This window comes from Klebsiella sp. ME-303 (assembly GCF_007910085.1).
Classification (GTDB): domain Bacteria; phylum Pseudomonadota; class Gammaproteobacteria; order Enterobacterales; family Enterobacteriaceae; genus Klebsiella; species Klebsiella michiganensis.
In genome coordinates this window covers 151,592-165,404 of sequence record NZ_VOJB01000057.1, presented here as the reverse complement: position 1 = coordinate 165,404, position 13,813 = coordinate 151,592, and the positions used below count along the sequence as shown (strand labels likewise).

General features: G+C 55.0%; 11 protein-coding genes and 2 pseudogenes. 4 read left to right on the top strand and 9 right to left on the bottom strand.

The genetic code is table 11. The features are described from left to right. Nucleotides 1–11: 11 nt before the first annotated feature. Nucleotides 12–1,211 carry a diaminopropionate ammonia-lyase gene (gene dpaL / locus FQK12_RS04195; protein ID WP_014229762.1) on the bottom strand — a complete coding sequence of 400 codons (1,200 nt, stop codon included), beginning with the start codon at nt 1,209–1,211 and terminating at the stop codon, nt 12–14. 64 nt (nt 1,212–1,275) lie between these two features. Further along, the gene (ygeW, locus tag FQK12_RS04190; protein WP_014229761.1) at nt 1,276–2,463 is read right to left on the bottom strand and encodes a knotted carbamoyltransferase YgeW; all 1,188 of its coding nucleotides are present in this window, start codon (nt 2,461–2,463) and stop codon (nt 1,276–1,278) included. Between the two features lie 490 nt (nt 2,464–2,953). Here ygeW and FQK12_RS04180 point away from each other — a divergent pair, with 490 nt between their 5' ends. Together FQK12_RS04180 and FQK12_RS27230 are read left to right on the top strand one after the other, a co-directional pair. After that, nucleotides 2,954–4,738, top strand: coding sequence for a sigma-54 interaction domain-containing protein (locus FQK12_RS04180; RefSeq protein WP_025108444.1), 1,785 nt, complete (start codon nt 2,954–2,956; stop codon nt 4,736–4,738). A 339-nt stretch (nt 4,739–5,077) separates the two neighbouring features. Beyond that, nucleotides 5,078–5,248 (top strand): hypothetical protein, encoded by a 171-nt coding sequence (locus tag FQK12_RS27230; RefSeq protein ID WP_004900141.1) that lies wholly within the window; start codon nt 5,078–5,080, stop codon nt 5,246–5,248. On the opposite strand, the gene FQK12_RS04175 is transcribed toward FQK12_RS27230, so the two are convergent. The 4 genes from FQK12_RS04175 to pth all read right to left on the bottom strand — a co-directional run bounded on the left by FQK12_RS04175 (nt 5,245) and on the right by pth (nt 8,909). Continuing rightward, nucleotides 5,245–5,862: a Fic/DOC family protein gene (locus FQK12_RS04175; RefSeq protein ID WP_014229759.1), complete on the bottom strand. Its 618-nt coding sequence runs from the start codon at nt 5,860–5,862 to the stop codon at nt 5,245–5,247. The two genes, FQK12_RS27230 and FQK12_RS04175, sit on opposite strands and share 4 nt — an antisense overlap. Nucleotides 5,863–6,029: 167 nt before the next feature. Continuing rightward, nucleotides 6,030–7,037 (bottom strand): tyrosine-type recombinase/integrase, encoded by a 1,008-nt coding sequence (locus FQK12_RS04170; protein WP_014229758.1) that lies wholly within the window; start codon nt 7,035–7,037, stop codon nt 6,030–6,032. A gap of 75 nt (nt 7,038–7,112) precedes the next feature. Continuing rightward, nucleotides 7,113–8,207, bottom strand: a complete 1,095-nt coding sequence (ychF, locus tag FQK12_RS04165; protein ID WP_004103162.1) for a redox-regulated ATPase YchF — start codon at nt 8,205–8,207, stop codon at nt 7,113–7,115. A 117-nt stretch (nt 8,208–8,324) separates the two neighbouring features. Further along, a complete protein-coding gene (gene pth, locus FQK12_RS04160) occupies nt 8,325–8,909 on the bottom strand; it encodes an aminoacyl-tRNA hydrolase (RefSeq protein WP_004121831.1) in 585 nt (194 codons plus the stop codon). A gap of 272 nt (nt 8,910–9,181) precedes the next feature. Here pth and ychH point away from each other — a divergent pair, with 272 nt between their 5' ends. Both ychH and FQK12_RS04150 read left to right on the top strand, forming a co-directional pair. Next, nucleotides 9,182–9,457, top strand: a complete 276-nt coding sequence (gene ychH, locus FQK12_RS04155) for a stress-induced protein YchH (protein ID WP_004103160.1) — start codon at nt 9,182–9,184, stop codon at nt 9,455–9,457. 209 nt (nt 9,458–9,666) lie between these two features. After that, entirely contained in the window at nt 9,667–10,713 is a 1,047-nt protein-coding gene (locus FQK12_RS04150; RefSeq protein ID WP_014229757.1) for a MerR family transcriptional regulator, read from the top strand. Here FQK12_RS04150 and dauA read toward each other — a convergent pair whose 3' ends face one another. The 3 genes and pseudogenes from dauA to prs all read right to left on the bottom strand — a co-directional run. After that, nucleotides 10,714–12,393, bottom strand: coding sequence for a C4-dicarboxylic acid transporter DauA (dauA, locus tag FQK12_RS04145; RefSeq protein ID WP_014229756.1), 1,680 nt, complete (start codon nt 12,391–12,393; stop codon nt 10,714–10,716). 249 nt (nt 12,394–12,642) lie between these two features. Continuing rightward, nucleotides 12,643–13,410: pseudogene (locus FQK12_RS27570) on the bottom strand (ribose-phosphate pyrophosphokinase); the annotation flags it as partial. 54 nt (nt 13,411–13,464) lie between these two features. After that, nucleotides 13,465–13,788, bottom strand: a pseudogene (gene prs, locus FQK12_RS27565) (ribose-phosphate diphosphokinase); the annotation flags it as partial. Nucleotides 13,789–13,813: the final 25 nt, after the last annotated feature.

The window sequence follows — 13,813 nt, the reverse complement described above, 5'->3', positions numbered from 1 at the left end:
TGATCAATCGGCTACTGCGCGGCCGGATGTTTGCCTTCCCAGACGACTTCGCGATAGTGCTTAACGTCGGTGTCGCCTTCGGTGCTAATCACCAGCACCACGGAATCGCTATCCAGCTTGAGCTTGTGCATCAGCGCTTCGCGCTGCGGATGGAAATGAATCGCCGCCAGCAGGCCGAGACCGACGGCGCCGGATTCGCCGGAAATAACGCGCGGATCCTGGCCCGCCGGGTTTCCCAGCACCCGCATGCCGAGGGCGGCGACGGCGTCCTGACAGGAGACGAACTGCGTGGCGCAGTTGCGCAGCACTTCCCAGCCCAGCGGGTTGGGCTCACCGCAGGCGAGACCGGCCATAATGGTGGCCATATCGCCGCTGACGTTGACGATCTGGCCCTTCAGCGCAGAGCGGTAGAGACAGTCGGCCAGCTCCGGCTCGACGATAATGGAATGGAGATGCTTCGCGCCGTAGACATCGGCCAGGTAGCCCAGCACGCCGCCCGCCATCGCCCCCACGCCGCCCTGCAGAAGCACGTGCGTCGGACGGGCGATACCCATTGAGGAGAGCTGTTCTACCGTTTCATCGGCGAGGGTGGCGTAGCCCTGCATAATCCAGGTCGGAATTTTCGTATAGCCTTCCCAGGCGGTGTCCTGCACCACCTCCCAGCCGTTTTTCTGCGCGGTCTGCATGGTAAAGCGGACGGTGTCGTCGTAGTTCATATCGGTGACGATACACTCGGCGCCGAGGCGCAGTATGGCGTCAACCCGCTCCTGCGCTGAGCCTTTCGGCATATAGATGACGGCGTTCTGGCCTAACTGGCGGGCTGCCCACGCCACGCCGCGGCCGTGGTTGCCGTCGGTGGTGGTGGCGAACGTCATCTTCTCTTTGATGCTGGATTTGAGCGTTTCGAAGGAGAGATCGTTGATATCTAAATGATATTTTTCACACAGCAGCCGGGCGATAGCATAAGAGCCGCCGAGCATTTTGAAGGCGTTGAGGCCAAAGCGCCGGGATTCATCTTTAACGAGGATTTTTTGTACCCCAAACAGCGCGGAAAGTTCGTTCAGCGCCACCAGCGGCGTAGGCTGATAGCCGGCGATCTTTTGATGAAAGCGGCGAGCCTGCTGCGCCTGCTGGCGTGAAAACAGCGGTGAAATCTCTCCGTTAAAAAAACGGTTTTCGGCAATATCCATTTTCAGTGAGAAAGCAGACATACTCGATCCTTATCCTTTTTGAAATGCGAAAGTCGTGGGGCTGGCCCGCAGGCCAGCCTGGGGATTATTTGATGCGTTTCTGCGCTTCCTTGAGCAGCTGCTCCAGCACCTTGCCCGGGTTCGCGTATTTGCGGCAGACGATCATCGCGGCGATGATGTACGGCTTCCAGCTGGCCTCTTTGTAGGTCGGGATCCGGTACTTCTCGAAGACTCCCTCGGTGACTTCGCCCGCGTCGCAGGAGACGCCGGTGATATCCGCCGGCAGGCAGTGCATATACAGCGCTTCACCGTCGCGGGTGTGCTTCATCATCTCTTCCGTACAGTGCCAGTCTTTATGGCCGGCGTTCTGCTCAAGGCAGGCTTTCTCCAGCGCCTTCAGACCTTCATGGTCATTTGTGCGCAGCAGCTCGGTGCGTTTTTCCATTACCTTGTACGGCGCCCAGGATTTCGGATAGACGATATCGGCGTCTTTAAAGGCTTCCTCCATGCTGTTCACCTGGCGGAAGCTGCCGCCGGAGGCCTGGGCATTGTTTTTTGCCACTTCGATAACGTCAGGGATCAGGTCGTACCCTTCCGGGTGGGCGAGGGTGACGTCCATACCGAAGCGGGTCATCAGGCCGATAATGCCCTGCGGCACCGAGAGGGGTTTGCCATAGCTCGGCGAGTAGGCCCAGGTCATGGCGATCTTCTTACCTTTCAGATTCTCCAGCGAACCGAAGTGCTCGCGCAGCCAGGCGAGATCGGCCATGGATTGCGTCGGGTGGTCGATATCGCACTGCAGATTGATCAGCGCCGGTCGCTGCGGCAGGACGCCCTGCTTGTGGCCGTCGTCCAGCGCTTCGCCGACTTCGCGCATGTAGGCGTTGCCCGCGCCAAGGAACATGTCATCGCGAATGCCGATGGCGTCGGCGCAGAATGAGATCATGTTGGCGGTTTCACGGACCGTTTCGCCGTGGGCAATCTGCGATTTCCCCTCATCCAGATCCTGTTGCGCCAGCCCTAACAGGTTAAGCGCGGAAGCGTAGGAGAAGCGGGTACGGGTTGAGTTATCGCGGAACACGGAAATACCCAATCCGCTGTTAAACACTTTGGTGGCGATATTTTCAGCGCGTAGCGTTTTTAGCGCGGCGGCGACGTCCAGCACCTGTTTCAGCTCATCCGGCGATTGTTCCCAGGTCAGCAGAAAGTCTTTCTCACTGAGATGAGAGTTAAGTTTATTGATATCCTTAATCAGTTCGTTAACAGTTTTCATGTTTCAATCCTGGTCGTGAATGACGGCTTATTGATTGCTGTGCGGTCGGATATGCAGAGTTGCCGAATTAGCGACTGCCAGCGCTGTATTACCACTAACAATAAGCGTGCCAAATCCTCCGGGAGAGGCGGCGGAGAGGATTGAATAGTTAAGATTATGCCAGGTCTGTCACGAATTCAGGCGAGTTATCCCGGGAAGAGAAAGGTGAAAATATCCCCCCCGCCGTCCATTTCTGCGGGACAGGCGCGGGTTGCCGCCGTAAATAATGCGATTATCATCTTCACATTGCGCCAATATGATAAAAACCGCGGCAAATTTATCATAATGATAAGAAACTGTGATAGCTCTTGCATATTTAAGATAAGGTGGGGGAATTGGCCCTATCTATATCAACGCGGGTGGCTAAAAGGAGTGGTATCATTCCCCGCAGATAAATAAAGCCGCTTCGCTTGACGCCGAACAGGTGAGCAATAATAGAAGGCCGATAGACATGATACCGTCCAAAGCACCCTCCATTTTAATGCAGATTCAGCCTACAATTCAAAAGTTTGCAAGGATGCTATCCAGCGTGCTGCAGCTGGAGGTCGAGATTGTTGATAACGAATTATACCGGGTCGCCGGAACTGGCGCTTATAGTAAACAGATTGGCTATAAATTAAATTCAAATTCACGGCTTCTGCGTTACATTATTGAAACACAGACCGAGAAGGTCGTTACCCACTCCCGCTTCGACCCCCTGTGTAAAGACTGTAACAATAAGGAGAAATGCGAAGAGAAAGCCTTTCTTGGCACGCCGGTGATGTATCACGACCGCTGCGTCGGCGTTATTAGCCTGGTTGCGCTGACGCGCGAGCAGCAGGAACGTATAAATGCGAATATCCAGGAGTTTTCTGATTATGTTCGTCATGTCTCAACCATATTCGTTTCCCGCTTTTTGCAGGAGCGGGCGGTCGGCGACAATATCCATAAAATATTTTTAACCATGATCGAAAATATGGATCAGGGCGTACTGGTCGTGGGCAACGATCAAAGAGTCAAATTTGCCAACCAGGCCGCTTTGAAAATAATGAGCGTCACTCAGGGACAGGTGATTGGTAAGTCAATCCAGTTTCAGCCGTTGACCTTCGAAGATAATTTCAAGCACGGCCATATGCAGCACATTATCTCCTTTGACGATCGCAAGGAGCTCATTATCGGCCAGCTGCACGCGGTGCAGGATCAGTGGTTATTTTTAATGGCGTTCCATCAGTCGCACTCTTCGGCCGATTTCAGCTGCGGGCAGGAAGGGCCGCAGATTGAGGCGATGGTGGGGGAGTGTCGACCTATGCGGCAGCTTAAAAAGCTGATCAGCCGCGTGGCCCCGAGCCCCTCCAGCGTGATGATTGCCGGTGAAAGCGGGACCGGGAAAGAGGTGGTTGCCCGCGCTATCCACAAGCTCAGCGATCGCCATGCGAAGCCCTTTATCGCGATTAACTGCGCCGCGATACCCGAGCAGCTGTTAGAAAGCGAACTGTTTGGCTACGTGAAGGGGGCGTTTACCGGCGCATCGGCAAACGGTAAGACCGGCCTGATTCAGGCGGCCAATAGCGGGACGCTGTTTCTTGACGAAATTGGCGATATGCCGCTCACTCTGCAGGCCAAGCTGCTGCGGGCCATTGAGTCACGTGAGATTCAGCCGGTGGGCGCCAGCCATCCGGTTCAGGTCGATATTCGTATCATATCCGCGACCAATCAAAACCTGGAACAGTACATCGCGGAAGGGAAGTTCCGCGAAGATCTCTACTATCGTCTGAACGTGATTCCGCTGCGTCTGCCGCCGCTGCGCGAACGTCAGGACGACATTGAACTGCTGATTCACTATTTCCTGCATCTGCATACCGGTCGTCTCAATCTGGTTTATCCCGGCGTCGCGCAGGACGTGATCGATTTCCTTAAGCGCTATCGCTGGCCGGGCAATATTCGCGAACTCAGCAACCTGATGGAGTACCTGGTCAACGTGGTGCCGTCGGGAGAAATCATCGATATGTCGCTGCTGCCGCCGAATCTGTTAAGCAGCGGAGAAGCGGCGAGCCAGGCGACGTCGTCGGCTTCAGCGCCAGCGACCCTCACTCAGGAGGAGAATGTGACGGCGCTGGAGGAGATGGAGCGGCAGATGATCCGCGATGCGCTCTCTCGCTACAGTAATAAAAAGCAGGCGGCGGATGAGCTGGGCATCGGCATCGCCACGCTGTATCGCAAAATAAAGAAATATTCGCTGGCGGCGGGTCAGAACTGACGGGAACGGCGGGCAATAAAAAATCCACGCGAGCGCGTGGATTTTGTGGAGGGCATGACGGCGAAGAAACGCTTAGACGTTGAATCGTGATTTGATATTTATTGAATTGATATTTAATGTTTTTATTTTTGATTTTTATTTTCATACTCATGTCTGTACTCACTTTAGTTGATGCTGCTATCTGAGGCTAGTTACCACTGACCCTGGCCCAAATTCAGTGCAGTGCTAAATCAGAGCTAGATGGCCCCTTGATGACGTCGGGCTATAGATGATGTGAAGTCGTGTCGAAACCTTGATATAATGAGTACAGATTACACATTCGATAGCTGAGGAATCGCGATGAGCAATGACAAGAAAACGCAGGTGTATTACGTTAAACCGTCTCGCGCTGACATTGTTCGCTCGGTAGCAACGTCAACCGCCGTTGAGACGGGGCAGTCTTCTGAGAAGATCGAAGCTTCGCTTGAAGCGACGCGCAAAAAGTTCGCCCATCTTCGTCTTGCTGTTTAATCACGTCTTAACGCAGTACCGACCCAATAACACATCGGGCCGTAGTCCATTGACATACCTGCGTGGATAGCCGAAATATATTCGGCTTTGTTTTGCTCCCAGCTTTGATAATCCAGCGGCCTGTGTCCCCCCTGAACTGCCATCACATCAGCTAAAAGTCGTGATAAACGTCCATTGCCTTCCCGGAATGGATGGATGAGTATCAGCTCTACATGGGTTACAGCAATAGCCTCTATGATCTGTTCTTCGCTCATGTTAGTGCATGGTGTATATCGGGCAAGGTATTTAGCGTCGAATTCGTGTATTAGTTTTGGCAACTGTGCAGAGGGCGCGAACATAAAGCCCCCTTTGCTGATATTGACAGTCCTTTCTTGCCCGGCCCACTCATAGATGTTTCCCAGCCAGCGGCGATGCCAGCTTTTCAGCAAAGCAACGGTGATCTGCCCTGCTGGAAACTGCTCTTCAAAAATGCAGTGATAGAGCTTCTCTAACAGCACAAGCTCCGCTTCGTCCATCTCACCAGAATCAGCAATCCCCAGCTTATTTGCCAGAACTTGCTCATCGGAGTTTTTCTCATATTGTCCTTCACTGCCAGAGACACGGTATCGGCTCATGGGAACATCCTGCGCTAATGGGTGCTAAGAAATTATAACGCTGGGTGAGGAGAGTACAATGGTCGTATAATCAGATAGTTACAAAAATGTAGACTGAAATATAGTTTTTATAATCTGATGGGAAATTATCGTTAATAATCAGCATTAACAGACCAATACATCATGGTTTACGAAACATCAATAGTGCTGCGCGCGCTTCCTACCCATTCTTCAAGTTTATTTGCCCAGTCCTGCATCATAACCTTTCGCTCATCAAGATAAGTTGCATGGTTGTATGTGCGACGAACATTGTTGGTATCAGCGTGCGCAAGTTGGGCCTCAATAGCATCAGGTCGATAGCCCATCTCGTTTAAACGGGTACTTCCTGTGGTTCGGGTTGCATGCGGGCTATATGTACCACTCCAGCCGAGGCTTTTACGTAGCTGGCGCAGCGAGTGCGATGTCATTGGACCTAACGGATTATCCCTGCCCGGGAAAAGGTGCTGCCGATGCCCGGTTAATCCCTGTAGTGTTCTGAGCATTTTGATAGCTTGGGAGGGTAGGGGAATAACGTGTTCTCTGCGGGCTTTCATTCGCGCTGCCGGAATTGTCCACAGGGCGTTATCAAGATCGAATTCTGTCCATTCTGCTTCGGTGGCTTCTGCAGGACGCGTCAATGTCCACCACATAAGCCACATACAATAGTTAACCTGGTACGAGCCACGACTATTATCAAAACAGTTTAATAACTTTCCGATTTGCTGAGGATTCAGTGCTTGTTTGTGCTGTGTCTTATTGGCCGGAAGGGCCTTGCGAACAGGCCGTACAGGATCGCTATCAGCTCTAAGCGTTGCAACTGCTAACTCAAAAACTGATGAAACGGTGCGGCGAGCTTCAGCGGCAACTGTCGGTGCTCCTCGTTTAGCAGTTTCTTGAAGAATTCTAAGGATGTGGTGTGGAGTGACCTCTCTGATTGGGAGATTACCTATTGCGGGGAAAACCACACGTTCAAGCATATCCAGTCGGCGCGTTTTGGTAATTTCGGCCCAGTCTTTCATCTGCAACCACTCTTTAGCGATCAGCTTAAAGGTGTTGGAGACGTCGTTGACCTTGCGGATCTTATCTAACTGGCGAGCCTGTGTCGGGCTAACTCCATCTGCGACTTGCTTACGCGCTTGCTGAAATGAAAAATCCACGCAATTGCGTGGATTTTGTGGTTTTTTTCGATGTTCATGAGGTTCAATGAAACCTCATGAGACAACAAATTTTATTTAGACGTTGAACAGGAAGTTCATCACATCGCCATCTTTCACGATGTAGTCTTTACCTTCAGCGCGCATTTTCCCGGCTTCTTTGGCACCCTGTTCGCCTTTATAGGTAATAAAGTCTTCATAGGCGATGGTCTGCGCGCGGATAAAGCCTTTTTCAAAGTCGGTGTGGATTTTACCCGCGGCCTGCGGGGCAGTGGCGCCGACGGGGATAGTCCAGGCGCGCACTTCCTTCACCCCTGCGGTGAAGTAGGTCTGCAGGTTCAGCAGCTCGTAGCCGGCGCGGATAACGCGGTTCAGGCCCGGCTCTTCGAGACCCAGCTCGGCCATAAACTCATCGCGGTCGGCATCGTCCAGCTCGGCGATATCGGACTCAACGGCGGCGCAAACGGCGACCACCACAGAACCTTCGGCGGCGGCGATTTCGCGGACTTTATCGAGATAAGGGTTGTTCTCAAAGCCGTCTTCGTTGACGTTGGCGATATACATGGTCGGCTTCAGGGTCAGGAAGCTCAGATATTTAATCGCCGCTTTGTCTTCGTCGGTCAGATTTTTCAACGAACGCAGCATACCGGCATTCTCAAGGTGCGGCAGGCATTTTTCCAGCGCCGCCAGCTCGGCTTTCGCGTCTTTATCGCCGCCTTTGGCTTTCTTCTGCACGCGATGGATGGCGCGTTCGCAGGTATCCAGGTCGGAGAGCGCCAGTTCGGTATTGATCACTTCAATATCGTCAGCCGGGTCCACTTTATTGTTAACGTGGATAATGTTGTCGTTTTCGAAACAGCGCACCACGTGACCGATAGCTTCGGTTTCGCGGATGTTGGTCAGAAACTGGTTGCCCAGGCCTTCACCTTTCGACGCGCCTTTAACGAGGCCTGCGATATCAACGAATTCCATCGTGGTTGGCAGAATACGCTGTGGTTTGACGATTTCAGCCAGTTTGTCCAGACGCGGATCGGGCATCGGCACGACACCGGTGTTCGGCTCAATGGTACAGAAGGGGAAGTTGGCCGCTTCAATACCCGCTTTAGTGAGCGCATTGAACAGGGTGGATTTGCCGACGTTGGGCAAACCGACGATACCGCATTTGAATCCCATGATTTAAATCACCTTAATCTTTGGATAATCAACCTGTTACAGTGAACAGATTGCAGAAAAGTAAATAGCTTCGCCTATTATACACGGTGCGTGACAAAAATTCCGCACGCCGACCGGTTATTGCGCTTTAAAAGCGTGTAAACGGTTGGTCGCCTTGGTCAGGCCATCCTTCAGCCACACCTCGGTGCAGCGCGCCGCTTCGTCAACGGCCTCATCAATCAGCTTCTGTTCGCTGGCGGGCGGCTTGCCCAGCACAAAACCGACAACTTTATTTTTATCGCCCGGATGGCCGATTCCCACGCGTAAGCGGTGAAAGTTCGGGTTATTGCCCAGCTTGCTGATGATGTCCTTCAGGCCATTATGGCCGCCGTGGCCGCCGCCCAGCTTAAACTTAGCCACGCCTGGCGGTAAGTCGAGCTCATCGTGGGCGACCAGGATTTCGTCCGGGTTGATGCGAAAGAAAGTCGCCATCGCGCCGACGGCTTTGCCGCTCAGGTTCATAAAGGTCGTCGGCACCAGCAGGCGGACATCCTCGCCGGCAAGGTTAATCCGCGAGGTGTAGCCGAAGAATTTGCTCTCTTCGCGCAGCGGCGCGCGGTGGCGTTCAGCCAGTAAATCCACGTACCAGGCGCCGGCGTTATGTCGGGTCGCTGCGTATTCAGCGCCGGGGTTCGCCAGGCCGACAATTAATTTTATGCTCACTTTTTTATCCTGCTTGGATCGTTCTCTGGCGCGTAGTGTACTGTCTGCGCGCGCGGTTGACAAAATTCTGCCAGCGAAACGCACCCGCCACAGATAATCACGGGTTTGAATAATTAGAATTTGATGTTGTTCAGTGGGTTATTTGTAAACTTTTGTTGGCAAGATGTTCGCTTCTGTGATCGTCCACGCAATCGCTATATTGGCCATTGTCTATACTACACCTATAAGATTTGGGGATATTCCCATGCAACCCAAGGTTCCGGAGGTGACATATGAAACGCAGAAACGCTTCGTTACTCGGTAATGTGCTGATGGGGTTGGGGTTGGTCGTCATGGTTGTCGGCGTTGGTTATTCTATTCTAAACCAGCTTCCGCAGCTTGACCTGCCGCAGTTTTTCGCACACGGCGCGATCTTGAGTATCTTTGTCGGCGCGGTACTGTGGCTGGCTGGCGCCCGTATCGGCGGTCATGAACAGGTTAGCGACAGATACTGGTGGGTTCGCCACTACGATAAACGCTGCCGCCGCGATCAGCATCGCCACAGCTGAGTGAATTCCAGACCGCCAGCCGTTGTGAACGGCTGGTGCGCTTTCATGCCGCCCGTTCAGGCTGCCCGCCTGTTGGTGTCTCAAATTCTCCTTTCTCTCTTCGTCTTTCTTCGCCACCGTCTGCCTAATACAATTCCTGTACAGAACGCTTGACCCTGACGTCACGTCAGGCAGCAGAGTGGCGCCACTGGTAAACGAAAGGAGCAGTCATGTTAATTCAGGTGGGTGAACTGGCGAAGCGCGCCGGCATAACCGTCCGCACGCTACATCACTATGAACAAACGGGACTGCTGACGCCTTCGGCCAGAAGCGCGGCGGGTTACCGGCTCTATAATCTGGCGGCCGTTCAGCGACTGCATATGATCAAAGCGCTGGCGCAGGCCGGGCTGGAACTCGCCACTATCAAGGACTATCTCGACCGGGACGCCTTCTCGCTGTCCGACCTGCTGGTCAAGCAGATCGCCACCCTCGACCGGCAGCTGCAAACCCTCTCCACGCTGCGCCAGCGCCTGGCGCTGCTGCGTGAAGAGCTGGACTGCGGAGACGAGCCCGACCTGGAGTCCTGGCTACAAACGCTGGAGCTGATGAAAATGTACGATCGCTGGTTTAGTCAACAGGAATTACAGGTGCTGCCGTTCGCAGAGCAGGATGCGCAGCGTAACCAGATATGGCTGGAGCTGGTGGGTGAAGCGCAGCAGCTTATGGGCGAACGCTGTCCGGCCGATGAGCCTCGGGCGATTGCGCTGGCCACCCGCTGGATGGCGCAGCTGGAGCAGGATACCGCCGGCAGGCCGGAGTTTCTCACTCGCCTGAATGAGATGCACGCCGCCGAACCGCAGATGCGCGAACAAACCGGGGTGACGCCGGAGATGATTGATTTCATTACCCGTGCTTTTGCCGAAAGCAAGCTGGCCATCTGGGCGCGCTATCTGAACGCCGAAGAGCTGGCTTTTACACGGCAGCACTATTTCGATCGCCTGATGGAGTGGCCGGCGCTGGTGGCCGAGCTGCATCGGGCCTGTCGTGAGAAGCGGGAGCCTGCCTCCGCGGAGGGTCAGCAGCTGGCGCAGCGCTGGCTGGCGCTGTTCCAGTCTTACGCGGGAAAGGATCCGCACACGCAGCAGAAGTTTCGTTATGCCATGGAGCGGGAGCCGCATTTAATGAAGGGAACGTGGATGACGCCGGAGGTGCTTGGCTGGCTTCAGCAGGCGATTGGCGTAATGATGCGGCAGGCGCCGGGGCCTGCCGCCGGGTAATTAAATATCCGCCAGCGCGGCGCTGCGGTCCGGGTAGAAGCTCAGGCGGCCCGGAATCGGCTTAACGCCTGCCCGCGCCAGGGTACGCAGCGGCTGAAATTCCAGGTTCGACACGCGTAGCTCACAGCCTTCCGGCAGCTTATTCACGAAGCGCTGGAAGGCATCCAGCCCGCCGGCATCCAGCACCGGCACCGCATCCCACTTCAGCACGACGATACGCTTGCCAGCAATCCGCGTTTCCAGATCGGTAAACAACCCTTCCGCGGCGGCGAAAAACAGCGGACCAATGACGCGCAGCACCAGTACGTCATCGGGAACCTCAACGTTGACCGGCGCGAGGCGGGTCATCCGCGCGATCCGGCGCATAAACAGCAGGGAAGCCAGCACAATACCGACGCTAATAGCGATGACCATATCAAACAGGACGGTCAGCGACATACACATCAGCATGACGATAATGTCGTCTTTTGGCGCATAGCGCAGCAGGTTAACGACCTTGTGCGCTTCGCTCATATTCCATGCCACCATCAGCAGCAGCGCCGCCATCGCGGAAAGCGGCAGCCAGGAGAGCAGAGGGGCAAGCACCAGCAGCGCCATGATCACCAGCAGCGCGTGGATCACGGCGGAAACCGGCGAGGTCGCCCCGGCGCGAACGTTGGCCGCCGAGCGGGCGATAGCGGCGGTGGCGGTAATGCCGCCGAAGAACGGCGCGACGATATTGCCGAGCCCCTGGCCAATCAGCTCGCTGTTGGCCTTGTGTTTGGTGCCGGTCATGCCGTCCAGCACCACGGCGCACAGCAGGGACTCAATCGCCCCGAGCATGGCCATGGAAAACGCCGCCGGCAGCAGCGCCTGCAGCGAGGACCAGCTGAGGGTGAAGTCCGAACCGGGCATATCCCACGGCAGCACCAGCTGCGGCAGCAGCTGCGGAATACCGTTGCCCTGGCTGCCGTCGGCGAGAATATAGTGGAACTGAGAGCCGATGGTGGCGACGTGCCCGCCAAGCAGGTTGACCACGCCCATCACCGCGCAGCCCGCCAGCAGGGCCGGCAGGTGGCCCGGCAGACGAATCCCCAGACGCGGCCAGATAATCAGCGTGCCCAGCGTGACAACGCCGATGGCGGCATCGCCGGGGTTAATGGTCGGCAGCGCCATCGCCAGCGCGCCGACTTTCTGCAGATAATGTTCAGGCACGTGGGCCATCTGCAGACCGAGAAAATCTTTAATTTGCATGGTACCGATGGTGATACCGATCCCGGAGGTGAAGCCGAGGGTGACCGATAGCGGAATATACTCAATCAGGCGGCCAAAGCGCGCCAGGCCGAAAAGAATCAGGAAGATCCCCGACATCAAGGTGGCGACCAGCAGCCCGGCGAGCCCGAACTGCTGCGAGACCGGGTAGAGGATCACCACGAAAGCGGCGGTTGGCCCGGACACGCTGAAGCGCGAGCCGCCGGTTAAAGCAATTACGATCCCCGCCACCGCGGAGGTATAGAGACCGTACTGCGGCGCCACCCCGCTGCCAATTGCCAGCGCCATCGCCAGCGGGATAGCGATAATCCCGACGGTAATCCCGGCAATCACATCACGAGTAAACCGCGAAGCGGTATATTTTTCTTTCCAACAAGCGTCGATGAGGGCGCGGAAAGGCATCACATGTGAGGAAAATAATCTGTTCACAATAATGTTTCATCCATGAGCGCATCATCTGTCAACTAAATGGCAGGTGAAGGAGGCATCGGTCATTTCCACGTCATCCTTCGGGATGCCTCTGTGTTGGCTGCGTTCATTTACCCCGATCTCGTACTGCCTGTACGCAGCCGGAGATTCATTCACTTGCCGCCTTGACGCATGCCGAATGATTTTGTGGAGAATAAAAGGTTCAGAGACAAAAAAACCCGCCGCAGCGGGTTTTTGAGCCGGGCTCGATTAATGTTCGAACATAGCAGAGATAGATTCTTCGTTGCTGATACGACGAATCGCTTCGGCCAGCATACCAGACAGCGTCAGAGTACGTACCTTTTCCAGCGCTTTGATTTCCGGCGTCAGCGGAATAGTATCGCAGACGACGAATTCGTCAATCACAGAGTTTTTGATGTTCTGGATGGCGTTGCCGGAGAAGATCGGGTGCGTGGCGTAGGCGAATACGCGTTTCGCGCCGCGCTCTTTCAGCGCTTCCGCAGCTTTACACAGGGTACCGCCAGTATCGATCATATCGTCAACCATTACGCAGTCACGGCCGGCGACGTCACCGATGATGTGCATCACCTGAGAAACGTTAGCGCGCGGACGGCGTTTGTCGATGATAGCCATATCGGTATCGTTCAGCAGCTTGGCGATAGCGCGAGCGCGAACCACGCCGCCGATGTCCGGAGAAACCACGATAGGGTTATCCAGGTTCAGCTGCAGCATATCTTCCAGCAGGATCGGGCTGCCGAATACGTTATCCACCGGAACGTCAAAGAAGCCCTGAATTTGTTCTGCGTGCAGGTCAACGGTCAGAACGCGGTCAACGCCGACGCTGGACAGGAAGTCAGCAACCACTTTCGCGGTGATAGGCACACGAGCAGAACGAACACGACGGTCCTGGCGAGCATAACCGAAGTAGGGGATAACAGCGGTGATACGACCTGCCGAAGCACGACGCAGAGCATCAACCATAACAACCAGTTCCATCAGGTTGTCGNAGACGTTGGCGCGCGGACGGCGCTTGTCGATGATAGCCATATCGGTATCATTCAGCAGTTTAGCGATAGCGCGGGCACGCACGACGCCGCCGATGTCCGGAGAAACCACAATCGGGTTGTCCAGGTTCAGCTGCAGCATATCTTCCAGCAGGATTGGGCTGCCGAACACGTTATCGACTGGCACATCGAAGAAGCCCTGGATCTGTTCTGCGTGCAGGTCAACGGTCAGCACGCGGTCAACGCCGACGCTGGACAGAAAATCCGCCACCACTTTCGCGGTGATTGGCACACGAGCAGAACGAACACGACGGTCCTGACGAGCATAACCGAAGTAAGGGATAACGGCGGTGATACGACCTGCCGAAGCACGACGCAGAGCATCAACCATAACAACCAGTTCCATCAGGTTGTCA